General features: G+C 41.9%; 18 protein-coding genes. 15 read left to right on the top strand and 3 right to left on the bottom strand.

The window, feature by feature from the left end:
- Positions 1 to 75: 75 nt before the first annotated feature.
- The 5 genes from MHH25_RS16455 (at position 76) to MHH25_RS16475 (ending at position 3,461) form a co-directional block, all read left to right on the top strand.
- On the top strand, positions 76 to 1,314 hold the full coding sequence (locus MHH25_RS16455; protein WP_340017547.1) for a DNA polymerase IV: 1,239 nt from the start codon (positions 76 to 78) through the stop codon (positions 1,312 to 1,314).
- Entirely contained in the window at positions 1,311 to 1,658 is a 348-nt protein-coding gene (locus MHH25_RS16460) for a YolD-like family protein (RefSeq protein ID WP_036673624.1), read from the top strand. The genes MHH25_RS16455 and MHH25_RS16460 overlap by 4 nt, the downstream gene beginning before the upstream one ends.
- A 1-nt stretch (position 1,659) precedes the next feature.
- On the top strand, positions 1,660 to 2,028 hold the full coding sequence (locus MHH25_RS16465) for a hypothetical protein (RefSeq protein ID WP_340017548.1): 369 nt from the start codon (positions 1,660 to 1,662) through the stop codon (positions 2,026 to 2,028).
- 110 nt (positions 2,029 to 2,138) lie between these two features.
- Complete coding sequence (locus MHH25_RS16470; RefSeq protein WP_340017549.1) at positions 2,139 to 2,531, top strand: hypothetical protein; 393 nt, start codon at positions 2,139 to 2,141, stop codon at positions 2,529 to 2,531.
- Between the two features lie 96 nt (positions 2,532 to 2,627).
- Positions 2,628 to 3,461: a radical SAM protein gene (locus MHH25_RS16475; RefSeq protein ID WP_340017550.1), complete on the top strand. Its 834-nt coding sequence runs from the start codon at positions 2,628 to 2,630 to the stop codon at positions 3,459 to 3,461.
- 196 nt (positions 3,462 to 3,657) lie between these two features.
- Here the strand turns inward: MHH25_RS16475 and MHH25_RS16480 are convergent, their stop codons facing one another.
- Complete coding sequence (locus MHH25_RS16480; RefSeq protein ID WP_340017551.1) at positions 3,658 to 4,014, bottom strand: helix-turn-helix domain-containing protein; 357 nt, start codon at positions 4,012 to 4,014, stop codon at positions 3,658 to 3,660.
- A 137-nt stretch (positions 4,015 to 4,151) separates the two neighbouring features.
- Between MHH25_RS16480 and MHH25_RS16485 the strand changes: the two genes are divergently transcribed.
- From MHH25_RS16485 to MHH25_RS16510, 6 genes are all read left to right on the top strand, one after another.
- Positions 4,152 to 4,808, top strand: coding sequence for an ABC transporter permease (locus MHH25_RS16485; RefSeq protein ID WP_156946166.1), 657 nt, complete (start codon positions 4,152 to 4,154; stop codon positions 4,806 to 4,808).
- Positions 4,809 to 4,819: 11 nt separating this feature from the next.
- A complete protein-coding gene (locus MHH25_RS16490; protein ID WP_340017552.1) occupies positions 4,820 to 5,725 on the top strand; it encodes a glycine betaine ABC transporter substrate-binding protein in 906 nt (301 codons plus the stop codon).
- Positions 5,726 to 5,738: 13 nt separating this feature from the next.
- Positions 5,739 to 6,509, top strand: coding sequence for an ABC transporter ATP-binding protein (locus tag MHH25_RS16495; protein WP_339193545.1), 771 nt, complete (start codon positions 5,739 to 5,741; stop codon positions 6,507 to 6,509).
- Entirely contained in the window at positions 6,506 to 7,132 is a 627-nt protein-coding gene (locus MHH25_RS16500) for an ABC transporter permease (protein WP_036673634.1), read from the top strand. Before MHH25_RS16495 ends, MHH25_RS16500 begins: the two co-directional genes overlap by 4 nt.
- A 3-nt stretch (positions 7,133 to 7,135) precedes the next feature.
- Positions 7,136 to 8,134, top strand: coding sequence for a zinc-binding alcohol dehydrogenase family protein (locus tag MHH25_RS16505; RefSeq protein WP_340017553.1), 999 nt, complete (start codon positions 7,136 to 7,138; stop codon positions 8,132 to 8,134).
- Between the two features lie 124 nt (positions 8,135 to 8,258).
- Positions 8,259 to 8,678, top strand: coding sequence for an ester cyclase (locus MHH25_RS16510; RefSeq protein WP_340017554.1), 420 nt, complete (start codon positions 8,259 to 8,261; stop codon positions 8,676 to 8,678).
- Between the two features lie 132 nt (positions 8,679 to 8,810).
- On the opposite strand, the gene MHH25_RS16515 is transcribed toward MHH25_RS16510, so the two are convergent.
- Complete coding sequence (locus MHH25_RS16515; protein ID WP_340020516.1) at positions 8,811 to 10,121, bottom strand: amidohydrolase family protein; 1,311 nt, start codon at positions 10,119 to 10,121, stop codon at positions 8,811 to 8,813.
- A 166-nt stretch (positions 10,122 to 10,287) separates the two neighbouring features.
- Between MHH25_RS16515 and MHH25_RS16520 the strand changes: the two genes are divergently transcribed.
- The 3 genes from MHH25_RS16520 (at position 10,288) to MHH25_RS16530 (ending at position 12,538) form a co-directional block, all read left to right on the top strand.
- Positions 10,288 to 10,716: a MarR family transcriptional regulator gene (locus MHH25_RS16520; protein ID WP_036613915.1), complete on the top strand. Its 429-nt coding sequence runs from the start codon at positions 10,288 to 10,290 to the stop codon at positions 10,714 to 10,716.
- 162 nt (positions 10,717 to 10,878) lie between these two features.
- Positions 10,879 to 11,325 (top strand): GNAT family N-acetyltransferase, encoded by a 447-nt coding sequence (locus MHH25_RS16525; protein ID WP_036613913.1) that lies wholly within the window; start codon positions 10,879 to 10,881, stop codon positions 11,323 to 11,325.
- 421 nt (positions 11,326 to 11,746) lie between these two features.
- The gene (locus MHH25_RS16530; RefSeq protein WP_036613912.1) at positions 11,747 to 12,538 is read left to right on the top strand and encodes an SDR family oxidoreductase; all 792 of its coding nucleotides are present in this window, start codon (positions 11,747 to 11,749) and stop codon (positions 12,536 to 12,538) included.
- A 160-nt stretch (positions 12,539 to 12,698) separates the two neighbouring features.
- Here the strand turns inward: MHH25_RS16530 and MHH25_RS16535 are convergent, their stop codons facing one another.
- A complete protein-coding gene (locus MHH25_RS16535) occupies positions 12,699 to 12,956 on the bottom strand; it encodes a GlsB/YeaQ/YmgE family stress response membrane protein (protein ID WP_036613911.1) in 258 nt (85 codons plus the stop codon).
- A 198-nt stretch (positions 12,957 to 13,154) separates the two neighbouring features.
- On the opposite strand from MHH25_RS16535, the gene MHH25_RS16540 reads away from it, so the two are divergent.
- Positions 13,155 to 14,807 carry an extracellular solute-binding protein gene (locus MHH25_RS16540; RefSeq protein ID WP_036614016.1) on the top strand — a complete coding sequence of 551 codons (1,653 nt, stop codon included), beginning with the start codon at positions 13,155 to 13,157 and terminating at the stop codon, positions 14,805 to 14,807.
- Positions 14,808 to 14,867 lie beyond the last annotated feature (60 nt).

Consider the following 14,867-nt stretch of genomic DNA (forward strand, 5'->3'; position numbering starts at 1 on the left):
TTGCATAAGGAACATGTGTTCTGTTTATAATATATACAAACATACGTTCTTAAAAGTACAGGAGTGATTACAGTGTTGACTAAGCAACGAACCATTATGCTCATTGATATGCAGAGCTTTTATGCTTCAGTCGAAAAGGCAAAATTGCCTCAATACAAAAATAGACCATTAGCTGTCGCGGGAGACCCCGCAAGACGTTCTGGAATTATCCTTGCCGCTTGTCCACTAGCCAAAGCGAAGGGTGTATCTACCGCGGAACCACTCTGGCAGTCTCTTCAGAAGTGCCCTGAACTGATCATTGTGAGACCACACATGCAAGAATACATCGAAGTATCCACTCAAATCATGTCCATTATTGAGGAGTTCACTGATCTGGTCGAACCGTACAGTATAGACGAATTATTCGCTGATTTTACAGGGTCTATGCATCTATTCGGTAATGATCCAATCGATTTGGCCAAGCAAATTCAAGACAAAATCTATAATGAAACAGGCGTTTACGCGAGAGCTGGCATTGGTGAAAACAAAATCATCAGTAAATTATGCTGCGATATGATCGCTAAAAAAGCAGAGGGGGGCATTTTCCACTTAAAAAAAGAGGAGTTACACCTCCATATTGGAGATAAGCCCATCCGCGATATGTGGGGGATAGGCTCCAGAATGGAAAAACATCTGTGGAAGATGGGCATCCGAACCATTAGAGACCTGGCAAATACACCTCTTTCTAAACTAAGAAATAAGTGGGGGGTTAATGGAGAAGTCATCTGGCGAGTCGCAAATGGACTCGACAATTCGCCGGTAACCGTCAACACGCACAGTACACAAAAAGATATTGGAAACGGAATGACCCTGCCTAGAGATTTCACAGAGGCTTGGGAGATCGAAGTGGTTATTCTCGATATCTGCACTGAAGTATGCAGAAGAGCCCGCAAAAAGGGACTGATGAGTAGTGTCGTATCTGTGAGTGTGTCTGGAGCGGATTTTGACCACCCCACTGGTTTTCACAGGCAGGTTAAACTGTCTGATCCTACAAACATAACCGTTGATGTATGCAAGATAGCCAAACGCATATTCCATCAACACTGGGATGGGCAACCTGTGCGCCGTGTAGGCGTATCCCTATCTCAATTATCCAACGCGGATACATATCAACTATCTTTTTTTGATGATCAAGAGCAGAAACGGGCCATTGATCAGGTGATGGACGACATTAAGGATCGATTTGGCGACATTGCCATTTTACGAGCGAGCTCCATTACGGCTGCGGGTCAAGCGATCGATCGAGCATCTAAAATTGGGGGGCATTATAAATGAGCAAAAAACTGGAGGCCAATGGATTATGGGAATCGAGCCGCATGATGCTTCCTCAACATAAAGAACGAATTATACAGCATCGTACTCAAGTTCATTATCTAACGAAACCGCTGATCCATGAAGATGAGTGGGAGATTATTACACAAAATATAGATATGTCGCTCAATTATACATTGCAAGCCACCTTTGCAATATTTACTGAGTCAGGCAATCGGTATATACACGGGATCGTCACTTCAGTCAGTACCTTTGGAAAGAAAATCAAAATTGAAATGGAGAATGGATTTGAATGGGTCGATTTTGATCAATTGGTCGCTGTGAAACTTGAAGAAGGAGGCGTATAAAGTGCGACAGACTTGCGAGGAACTTTCACTCGTGAAGAGGGTGGTAGAGCTCCCTTATCTTTTAGGTGCTCTGGAGGTAGATAAGCATAAAATATACGCTTCAAACTTCAAAATGAAATCTGTGTATGTTGACTACTTGGACGGTACCCAAAAGAAAATTGCTTTAGAAATGTACAAATCAAAACAAAGGCTAAAGGAACATCATATTAAAATCATAGATGAAGTGAGATCTGAGCTGAGTTTAACGGTAGATTATTCGGTGAGAGGTTACATTCATAAAATGACATTATTATGGAGCAAAGTGAAAGTGGATGTAACCTTAATGCTTACCGAACATATGAACGTTGATATTACTGATTTGCTCAAATGAACATAGAAAATAAGAATCTAACTCATGGATGCAACAAGTACGAGCAGATCTTTTGGCAAACCGGGAATCACAAAAAAGATAAATAAAAAGGCAGAGTAAACTATGTTTGGATGTCAAAGATAAAAAAACTCCATTATTATAAATCTGCCCCTGTATTCAGTAAGGACATTCAAAAGAAAAGCCGCGAAGGGGGAGGAATAGCAGAAGGTTTAAGACAGTCTAAAAATCAGCAGGATGCCCAATTTCCGGGTTCGCTTGCGGGACGTAATTATCAAGTCATCATTGTAGGGAAACAATTGCTTCAATGTAAGGATTGGTTTAAAGTACTTGATGTCATGTTCCGCGATCCTCGCAATACGATTACCGACCGCATCATTGCTTTTGACGGTCCTATTGCGGATATTTTCAATTTTCAAGCCAAAGATAAGCCGCCGTTACCTTTATTTATAAAAACGGTTGTTTTGTTGTTAACACCCAATAGTTACATTCTGGTTCCTATCTAATAAAAAGGTGCCTACTTTTCAAGTAGCATGAGAAATTTTAAGATAAAACGCAAGAGGAGAAGTGGGCATAAAAGTAATTGAGGGGATGGTAGCGTCATGCCAATTGAAATCAAAGACATTGTGTCTAAGAAAATATTAAGTGAAGTAAAAGGTTATCTAGATATTGGTTTTACTCATTCACTAAATCCCTATACGGGTTGTGCATTTGCTTGCGAATACTGTTACGTCAGAGAAATGCCTATTCAAAAGTTTAAGGATATTCCTTGGGGATCGTGGGTCGATGTTAAGAAAAATGCAGCAGAAAACTATCTAAGGGAAGTCTCTCTTCTAAGACGTAAAAATAAACCCATAAGTATATTCATGTCATCAGCCACAGATCCTTATCAACCTGTAGAGCAGAAGGCAAACATTACAAGAAGCCTATTGGAAGAAATGGATAAAAACCCACCAGATTCGCTTCAAATTCAAACTAGAAGCCCGCTGGTTGCCAGAGACCTTGATATACTGCTGAAATTAAAGGAAAAATGTAGAATTATGGTTTCAATGACAATCGAGACAGATCGCGAAGACGTGAAACGAATTTTTTCGCCCTATGCTCCTGGAATAGATTTACGAGTTAAAGCCTTGAAAAAGATAAATGATGCAGGGATACATACACAAGTATCTATTTCCCCTGTGCTACCTTTTTCACCTAATTTCGCTAACATGTTACAAGGCATAACTGATCGAATTTGGATTGATACGCTATTGATTGGTGATGGTCAAATGGGGATGAGATCTAAGCGGTTAGGGATGCCACAATTATTTGGGGCGAACGGCTGGGAGAAATGGTACGAGAAAAGAATTCATCTGAAAGTCGAAAAATATTTTAAGGCAAGGTTTCCATCTGAAATTATTCATGTATCCAAAAACAGTGCATATCCATTTTGATTTTAAATAGCCATTCATTTAATGAGGATCTTGCCCGTTTTTTCTTCATGCAATAGAAATATTGCAGAAACTGGTGTTCGAAGATCAACTCTCTCATACGAGTCAATGGAGGACGTATGAGTCCTCCATTGATTTAACTTAAAGATGTAGAGGGATTCATTCTATTTTGAAATGACCGTGGAGTAACAATTTGACATCATTCACTCTGATGAATATCGTTTGGAAGCTCATCATTGAGTTTCTGGTACCCGAGCCCCCATGTTTCCATAGAGAATATAATTGGCTTCAGTGAATTTCCTAAATCACTTAAGCTGTATTCGACTCTCGGAGGGACTTCTGCAAAAACAGTACGAATGACAATTCCATCCTCTTCCATTGAACGTAAATTTTCAGTGAGTACCTTCTGACTGATCTCCGGGATACTTTTACGAAGTTCTCCGAATCGATGAGTTCCCTTCAAAAGATCCCTCATAACCAATAACTTCCACTTGTTACCTATCAATCCAACTGTCGTTGCGACGGGACACAACGGCAAATCTTTTTTTGGAATCACTACATTATCGCCTCCAATAGTTACTATTAGGTTCCTATACAACAAAAAGGTGCCTACTTTCAAAACCACTACATTGCTTATATTATAGTTCTGTCGATAGAAAAAGCAAATGAAAATGAATGAAAGGAGGAGGGGGTTTGCAAGAAAGTTTATGGATGCAACTGAGTGACTATTTTTCGAATCATATGTTAACGTTCTTGAATTCTTGGAGACAGCATTTAGAGATCAGTTTATTGGCATTGATGGGTTCTACACTTATCGGAATTACATTAGGTACCTTATCAACTAAATACGGTCGTTCCGAAAAATGGATCCTTTCGTTATTTCAAACATTACGAATCGTTCCCAGCCTAGCGATCTTACTTCTGTTGCTTCCTATCATGGGTACTGGAATTAAGCCGGCCCTTGTCGCTCTCATTATTTTAGGAATCCCTCCTATCTTAATGAATACAGTATCCGGGTTACAAAGTGTGTCCATGTCTTTACTTGAATCTGCACAAGGTGTAGGGATGTCTGAACGACAAATTAGATGGAAAATCCAATTTCCAGTGGCTGGACCATTGATTTTGACAGGGATTAAAACCGCTGCGATTGAAATTATCGCCAGCGCTACTTTGGCTGCCAAAATTGGAGCTGGCGGATTAGGAGAGATCATTTTTACCGGTTTAGGGCTCAATCGAACGGATTTACTTTTAATTGGTGGTATTTCAGTAGCGATTCTGGCTATTGGTATAGGGTTTATTTTAGATCTGTCTGAACGTGTATTGTTTAGATATAAATTCTTGCAAAGGTAGGGTCCACACAAATGAAAAAGAACATAAAGAAAAAATTAGTTTTAGCCATTTCAATCACGCTTGTTTTGTCCATAATTTTGAGTTCATGTGGTAATAAAACGAATAATAATGGATCGACAATACGAATTGGTTCAAAAGACTTCACTGAGAATTTAATTGTCGGGGAGCTATATGCGTTGGCTTTGGAGAGCGCGGGGTATCAAGTTGAGCGGTTTCCCAATATTGCGGGTTCCATCATTCATTCATCGATTGTTAATAACGATATCGATATGTACCCAGAGTACACAGGTACGGGTTTGTTGGCCGTTTTGAAGATGGATTTGATGACAGATCCGGATGAAGTGTATACAACAGTCAAAGAAGAGTACAAAAAGCAATTTAATATCTCATGGCTCGATTATTCAAAAGCAAATGATGGAGCAGGTCTCGTTATTCGAACGGAAGTATCACAAAAATTAGGGATCAAGACCATTACTGACTTGCAAAAACATGCCGGTGAGATTCGATTTGCTTCCCAAGGAGAGGTTGACCAGCGCGCTGACGGTATTCCAGCATTAGAGAAAGTGTATGGCAAGTTCAATTGGAAATCATCCAAAGTATATGATAACAGTTTGAAATATGAAGTGCTTAGAAACAACGAGGCTGATGTCGCGCCCGCATATACCACTGAAGGTCAGTTGGTGAACAAAGACGAGTTCACTCTATTGGAAGATGACAAACAAGTATGGCCACCTTATAACTTGGCGCCTGTTATCCGTGATAATGTGCTCTCAACGGACCCCGGCATCGCTGAAGTGATCAACAAGGTTAGTTCGGTATTGGATACAGACACCGTAACCGCACTAAACGCAAAAGTGGACGTAGACAAAGAAGAATATGAAGATGTAGCAAAAGAATTTTATGATTCCATTAAATAAGGATGGCGTTAACATGAATCCAACAGCAATCGAATTCCATGATGTGAGCAAAACATATTCAGATTCCAATGAATTTGCAGTTGATCATGTGAACTTGTCGATAAGTGAAGGAGAGTTTATTACAATCCTCGGCTCCTCTGGATCAGGAAAAACAACTTTATTGAAGATGGTGAATCGGCTTAATGATCCTTCCCACGGGATTATTAAAATATTTGGGGAGGATATCGCTGGAGTTGATCCTGTAAAACTTAGAAGGAAAATTGGCTATGTTATTCAGCAAGTAGGCTTGTTCCCCCACATCAATATTGAACAAAATATATCTACTGTTCCTCGTCTTTTGAAATGGGACAAAAAGAAAATCGAAGAACGGGTACAAGAATTGTTAGCTTTGGTTGGGTTAGATTCAGAGAACTTCAAACGACGTTATCCTTCACAATTGTCCGGAGGACAGCAACAGAGAATTGGTCTTGCGCGAGCATTAGCAACCGATCCCAATATTATGCTACTGGATGAACCCTTTGGGGCCTTGGATGCCATTACGCGCTTAAATCTCCAGGATGAACTCTTGAAAATTCATGGTGGAATGAAAAAAACCTTTTTGTTCGTGACTCATGATATTAATGAAGCATTCAAGATGGGAACCAGGGTTATGATTATGAATCAGGGGAAGGTTTGCCAGTTCGATACCCCGAGAGAAATTGTAACTCATCCTGCAGATGATTTTGTGCACTCACTCATTCAATCTTCGAAGGAGCAAGAACGCTTCTGGGGGAACTTAAAATGATCGACTATGCCATTAAACATCCGGATAAGTTGGTACAAGCATTATTGGAGCATGTGGAGATCCTCATTCTGACCATGCTGCTCTCTGTGATCATTGCAATCGTTTTAACCATCTTAGCTCTGGCCTCTGATAAGGTATCTAGATCACTCATTTACATGTTTTCAATCTTGTATTCTATTCCGAGCTTGGCTTTGTTTGCAATAATGATCCCTGTGACCGGATTGGGGAAAACGACAGCCATTACCGTGCTCATTGCCTATAACCAATATATCCTTCTACGTCAGTTCATTGCAGCTTTGAATCATGTTGAACCATCTGTTATTGAAGCTGCTACAGGGGTCGGTATGAGCCGATTTCAGATCTTACTTCAGGTCCAGGTACCCTTGGCAATCAAGCCTCTGTTTACAGGCCTTCGACTTGCTTCGGTAACAACCATTGGCATGGCAACCATCGCTGCCTTCATTAATGCAGGAGGGCTAGGTACGATATTAAATGATGGATTACGGACCATGAATATCGATAAAATTTTGTGGGGGGGCTTATTGTCAGCAGGACTTGCCATTGTGACGAACGCAATATTCATGCTGTTTGAGAAACAAATACATTTGAGATCGGGGAGATAAATAATGAAGGCAGTTATATTGGAAAGGGTCTGTACCCCACAAGAACTACAGATAACAGAAGTACCTATTCCTCCAGTCAAACCTGGGTGGGTACTTGTAAAAATCAGGGCGTTTGGAATAAATCGCTCCGAAATGTTTACTAGACAGGGGCATTCACCATCCGTTCAATTCCCGCGTATTATTGGGATCGAATGCGTAGGGGAGATTGAAGACCCTTCAGATAGCACATTTATAAAGGGAACTACCGTCGCTTCATTAATGGGAGGGTTAGGCCGTGCATTTGACGGAAGTTATGCTGAATATGCACTTATACCTTCGGACCAAGTGTATCCTATTCCTAGCGATATGAAATGGACTGAACTTGCAGCGATACCGGAAATGTATTATACCGCGTATGCATCCTTATTTGAATGTCTTCAATTGACTTCAAGAGAGATGCTGCTTATTCGTGGTGGGACAAGTTCCGTAGGCTTAGCAGCACTTCAGCTAGCTAAGAGTGTAGGAGCAACAGTTATATCAACGACTCGAGACAAAGAGAAATTTGCACTTCTCCAACAAGCTGGAGCAGACTATGCACTGCTCGATAATGAGCATTTGAGAGAACAGGTGTATGCTATTGCTCCAAATGGGGTAAACAAGGTTCTAGAGTTGGTTGGTACAACGACAGTAAAGGAGTCCTTGCAATTCATCTCAGAACGAGGGATATGTTGCATGTCAGGAATATTAGGAAATGAATGGACTCTTGATGCCTTTGAACCTTTAGTGGATATACCCACAGGTGTGTATTTTACAGCGTTCACCAGTGAAGTTATCAAAGAAAGTACACTGATCTCTTTATTTGAGCATATCCAAAAACATGGTATAGTCCCACCTATTGCTCGAGTCTTTACACTCGAGGAGATTGGAAAGGCACATCTTTTAATGGAAAGTAACACCGCAAACGGTAAGATCGTTATATCCAATGATATTGTAGAGACGAATGATAACTTCTCTGCAACCTAGAGATAAAATAATAGTTACAAAAAGGTGCCTATATAACAAAAAGGTGCCTACTTACCAATTATCTAAAGTAGCGATAAAATTTAAGTGAAGGCATATGCTCACGAAAATAGAAAGGGGTTTAAATATGACGATTACAGAAAACAAACAATTAATGCACCGTTTCACGAACTTCATTAATACGGCAAGCAAGGAACTTGCTGAAGAATTGATTTCTCCAGATGCTGTTTTTTATGTACCTATGCAAAAAGAACCAATGAATGGTCCAAGTGGTTATCTCTCCATAATTCATATGATGAGATCTGGTTTTTCCGATATACAATGGACTGTTAAGGAGCTGGTAGCAGAAGAGGATCTAATAGCAGCTCATTTTGTCATGAAGGGCACACAAGACGGAGAGTTTCTCGGGTTTCCACCAACGAGCAAAAAAATCGAAGTAAATGCAATGAATATTTATCGGATCTCTAATGGCCAAATTATTGAAGAGTATGGTCAACCCGATATGCTTGGCTTGCTTCAACAAATAGGGGCAATTCCAAAAGCATAATTACCTCTCATTGATCTGGGCATCGTTCCAAAAAATTAAGATTTGGGAAAATAGATTAAAGTCGAAGAGGGACTGCATTTTGCACTCCCTCTTCTTAGTGATTTTACAATTAGGAAATATAAACTACTAGTTTTAGCCTAGTTTTTGCGAACCATTGGACCACACGGATTTGATTGACAAGGTATCTGAAATATTAGTGATCGGATCACCGTTTATAAGAATAAGATCAGCACGTGCACCTTCGGTAATCCGGCCACGATCATGTAGACCAAAGCAACGGGCCGGTTTGGAAGTAGCCGACTGAAGAGCTTCGATCGGAGTGAACCCAGCCTTCACCAGCAGCTGCATTTCGTGGTGAACACTGGCCCCATGAGCAAGGCCACCAAGGTTCGGAACGGGTACCGGTGCGACATCCGTCCCTACAAGAATATCAACTCCGGCACGGTGAAGATCCATCACATTTTTAAAGCTGTTCTCCATATTGCCTTGTGGGAATGTATTGAAGCTTGAGTTCAAAATATCGATCCAATCCGGACTTAATTTTGAATGAACTCTTGGATCACTAGCCAATTCCGATGCCGGATTACCAATAATCGATGAATTTAACACCAAGCACGGTGTAACAAAAGCTCCAGAATCAGCTATGGATTTGACCAATTCGGACGTGTACTCGGGTCTGTCGATAAACAAGTGGCCCAAACCGTCGACTCCAAAATCGATGGCAGCTTTCGATGAAAGAGCCGTCAAAACGTGGGCAATGACCAACTTATCGAACTTGTGGGCTTCAGTAACGGCTGTTTTTAGAATCTCATCACTTAGAACAGGCAGGCCGGGTGCACCCATAACCGTTCCCTCTTCAATCATGATCTTAATATAGTCGGATCCATTCTCCACTTGGGTATGCACATGTTTGATCGCTTCATCAACCGTCGTCACTTGAGGTATTTCGTCGTGATCGTGAGCGTAGGCGGCTAACATTGCTTCCCGGTCTTCCTCCGATAGCTTCTCTAGTTCCTTTAATACGAATTCAGGTATTTCATCTCCATCAGGCAGCAATTCATCTGGGTGCCCACCAGGAGCGGTAATCGCCGTACCAGCAGATCGGACGTCTGCAATGTCATCCACATTTTTTAGCTGAATTTCGCGCCCTCTTTTAGTAAAATCGCCGTTCATTTCGAGTTCTGTTGTAACACCGAATTTTAAGGCATCTCGTAATCCGCCAATTGAGGTATGGACATGTGCATCAATCAGACCAGGTATTAATGTCGCATTTTCTCCATCGATAATTGTTGCGTCGCTTGGGATGTCTCCGCCCACTGAAATAATGGACACCCCTTTAATGACAATATGTCTGGGAGCAATGATTTGATATCCATCAAAGATTCGTACATTTGTAATCGCCGTAATTTCTTCTAACCCAGCATTTTGATTTAATTTCTCCATCATAAATCCTCCTAATGTGTTTGTTACCGAACACTTCGCAGTATAACTGTTAGATACCTAACAGTCAATAGTCTAACAATTGTTTGACAAGCCTACTGGGATCACTGTATATTTTAGCTACTTACAATTAGATTCCTAACAATTACAGAGGGGACGATGGACGGTCATGCCTTCCCGAGAAGATACGCCTTATATGGAGTTGTTTCAAATTATCGGTCTTAAGTTAAAGAAAAGAGCGGATGAGAGTATAAAAGAGCTAGGATTAAGTTCTCAACAAGGAAAAGTAATCGATTATATTTATGAGAATCAAGATAATCATATTATTCAAAAGGATCTTGCAGATCGGTTTCATCTGCGTGGGGCAAGCGTTACAAGCATGCTTCAAGGTCTAGAGCAAAAAGGTTTCATCGAACGTAAAATCCCGGCCAATAATGAACGGCAAAAAAATATTTATGTATTACCAAAAGCGGTTGACTTGATTGAAGACTTCAATAACTCATTTCAAAAAGTGGAGGATGAAATCGTTCAAGCCCTAAATGACGAGGAGAAGCAAATCTTAAAGAAATTACTGATCAGAATTAATGAACGCATATAATAGACGGGCAGGAGAAGTAAATGGTGGCCATAGAACACTGATGACATTGATTTCTCATCAGGAATTATTACTTACAATAGAACGGAAATCTTGGATCAAGAAGATATTTTTCAAGTCATTACTGCATCGTTTGAAAATCTTTCTATTTAAGGCGGTATATTAATGAACAAACTTGAAATTAAAATATCTAACTATAATCCCAAGTATGCTGAACATACAGTGAAAATGTGGAGAGATAGTAAGGAACGGGCAATTGGTCAGGCTGAAACCCATAGCTTCGAAAACCATCTATATTTTTTAAATCATATACTATCTAAACAGTATCAAATAGATTTAGCGTTAATTGATGAAAAAGTAGTTGGAATGATTGCCTATAGTGAAACTGAGATAAGCCAACTTTATATTCATATTGATTATCAAGGGAATGGAATAGGGCGAACCTTGCTTAATAAAGCAAAAGCACAAGCAAATGGAAAATTAACTTTATATACATTTGAAGTGAATAAAGATGCCCAAAAATTTTATGAGAATAATGGGTTTGAAATTACTGGTAGAGGACAAGAAAATGAAGAGAATTTACCTGATATACGATATGAATTGAAGTTGTAAGAATTGAAGTTGTAAAAATCGAACATAAAGTTACATTCAAAAAAGTGAACAGTCTGCAGGTTAGCAGGATGCTTGACCACCCAACCATTTTCACTGGAAATGTAATCCCATGTATTTGTCTTGACAGTAATTGAGTCTGACTCGTAATATTTGAAGTGGAGATGTAGGAAAGGGGACTCGCCGGACCATGTGGACTTCCTTGTAATGATTATCTAAACTGGATCGCTCGACTTGGTGTTTTGGTTATAACCACACGCCTGGTTTGTGATGCCGATCCGCAATCATTCAAGGGACGCGAGGAACCGTTTGAATCAAACCCGGGCGCGGATACTTGATGTATCCGCTTTTTGTTATACCTAGGATAATTCCATCTCCAATGAAAAATGGTTTTCTCCCTCCCTTATTAAACGGAGGTAATAAAATGACCAAACTATACGGAAAAACCGCTATTGTGACAGGCACAAGCCGCCCCGGAGGTATTGGAACCGCTGTCTGCCGCACGTTGGCACAAGAAGGCGCTAATGTGTTCTATACCCATCTGTACGATTACGATAAAACAGAGAATCCGGGGGATGCCGACAAAAACTGGCCGGATTTCTTTGCCGAAGAACTTCGCTCCTATGGCGTTAAGGTAGCGCATATGGAGGTCGATCTTACCGATCCCAATTCTCCAGCGCAACTGCTTGATGCATGCCGATCGGCTCTCGGGCTGCCGACCATTCTCGTCAACAACGCTACCTACAGTGTAGCAGCTGATTTCCGTCAATTAAATGCATCATTGATCGATGCGCACTGTGCAATGAACATTCGAGGTACATTCATGCTATCGGCCGAATTTGCGCGTATGCTGGAGGTTGAACTGGCCGTCCATCAGGACCTTTGCGGCGGCCGGATCATCAACCTCACGTCCGGTCAAGGTAAGGGGCCGATGCCTGGCAATCTCGCTTATGCCGCAACAAAAGGCGCTGTCTCCACCTTTACCGAATGTCTATCTGCTGAACTGGCTCCGTTTCACATTACTGTGAATGCGGTTGATCCCGGTCCTACCGATACGGGTTGGATGTCGGAAGAAGTGAAAAAATCTTTGCTACCGGGATTTCCGATGGGCAGGATCGGTCTTCCTGAAGATGTATCCCGTCTGATTGCTTTTCTCGCAAGCGACGATTCTCAATGGATCACCGGACAAATCATTCATTCTAGAGGTGGTTTCTAATTTCCATAAAACCAAAGGAGGCCGCCGATCAACAGGATCGGCGGCTTTATTCGACTACCGGGTGGAAACTACGCTTTGTGAAGAAGATGATGCAACGGTGGCGAAAGAAGCTTTACGTCAATACCCAATCAATTGGGTAAAACTTGTCGTCTCCGCCTTTTTAACGTCTTCGAAACGCTCCAGCGCGCGCCAGAGCATAGAAAATCAAGAGAGCAATGATTGACCCGACGATCGCGGGTATGATATGAAATCCACCCACCACAGGCCCCCTCGGTCCCAACAGTTCATACCCTAACCACGATCCAACAAAGCCAGCAATGATATTTCCAAGTACGCCTCCCGGCACGTCCCGTCCAATCAGATTTCCACTTAACCAGCCAATTAGCCCACCGACAATAAGTATCCAGATTAAATACACGAATTGGTCTCCCTTCCATTGATTTATTACAAGTTATGTTTCGTTAGGGGGAATGTTGCGGATCATCTGCGAATCGTCCACTAAACCATTTCCATTTTAATCCAAGGGTAGTAAAATCGGTTGTACCACCACTAGTATGAATGCTGGTGCAGATGGGGATGGAGATGGCCAGTATAGAAAGGAGGCGCTCAGGTGTTTATGTTTCGAAGTCCTTTTATTTTAGCCTTGTTGATGATGAGTCTGATGTCAGGCTTGTCTGCTTGTTCTGAGTCAGAGCAATCGGAAGATAAGGGTGCTTCGACAAAGGCTGACTTCACGGAGCAGATACAGAGCCTTAATCTGAATCTGGAAGAACCGTCATGGAAGCTGGATACCACCCCCGTGAATCTAACGTGGTTCGTTGGAGCCGAATGGTACGGGCATACTTGGGGTGAGAGCCTGACTTCCAAATATGTCACCCAAAAAACAGGGGTCAATATCGAATTTGAAGTATCAACTGGTGAACCAAGCGAGATGTTATCACGAATGTTGACGACCGGTAGTCTGCCGGATCTGATAACCATCGGCTCCTGGGAGAGTGCGGTTAACAAACTTCGGGAGAGTAATCTCGTCTATGCCCTGGATGAGCTAGCCGACCAGTATGATCCTTACTTTTACAAGGTAGCAGGTGATGGTGCTCTACAATGGTATCGGCAGGAAGACGGCCATACCTATATCATTCCCAATGATGCGTACAGTCCCGAACAGATGCGTTCAACCGGCTTGACGGGAGCGAACCAAACCTTTCTCGTACGTAAAGATCTGTATGAGTCGATGGACAAACCGGACCTTACCACACCAAAAGGTTTTTTAAATGCATTGCAACTGCTGAAGAATCAATATTCTGTTTATAAAGGTCAGCTGATCAGTCCGTTTTGGGCACAGGGGAATGCATCCTATGGGTTGACCGAATATTTGCAAAATCTGCTTGCGATCCCCCATGAACAGAACGGTAAAGTATACGACCGAATGACAGATCCCGATTATATGGAGTGGCTGAAAACATTTCGTACCGCTTACGAGCAGGGCCTGATTAATGTTGATTTTCTGGTCGACTCCAGTGCGCAGGTGCAGGAAAAAACCAACCATGCCCAATATTTTATGATGATTCGGGAATGGACAGACATATCGGACCTCAATTCGAAATTGGAAGTCCTTACGAATCAGAGTTCATACTATATCGCTGTAGATGGACCCCGGAGCAGCAGGGGGGAATCCGCCAAACTGTTTCCCGGCAGCATGGATGGCTGGATGGTTACGATGATTAGCAGATCCACGGAAAACCCTGAACGGGCCATTCGATTTTTGACCTATCTGGCCAGCGAAGAAGGCCAAAAGGATTTATTTTTGGGCAAAGAAGGTGAAACCTGGGAGATGAAGAACGGCAAACCGCAGTTGACAGCGGCAATGGTTCAGTTGCATGACACGGATAGGGAGCGGCTGGAAAAGGAATATGGCATTATGGATACCTACTGGATGCTGCGAAACCCTGCTTTCGTTAACAAGTGGAGACCAGAGAATGCCCCATCCATTAAGCAAATGGAGGAGTTCGCCAACCAACAGGCCGACCTGGACAGCGGCATCTATAAGGGACTAGATCCTATAGGGGATTCCGATATCGCGTTAGCCTGGTCACGTATTTCTCAGAATTGGGAAGAAGTACTGCCAGAACTGATTACAGCGAAGGATGAAGCTGCCTTTGACAAAATTTTTGAGAATTTTCTGATACGTCGTGTGAACTACGGCTTTAACCAGGTGATGGAATATCGCCAAGCTGAACTGGAACTGCGGAAAGCCAAGATAGCCAGATAACCATTCCTACTACATTGTTAATTATCAGCTAACTAGTAATATATGGTATAACAAAGGTGG

The organism is Paenibacillus sp. FSL H3-0457 (assembly GCF_037981725.1).
Lineage (GTDB): Bacteria > Bacillota > Bacilli > Paenibacillales > Paenibacillaceae > Paenibacillus > Paenibacillus amylolyticus.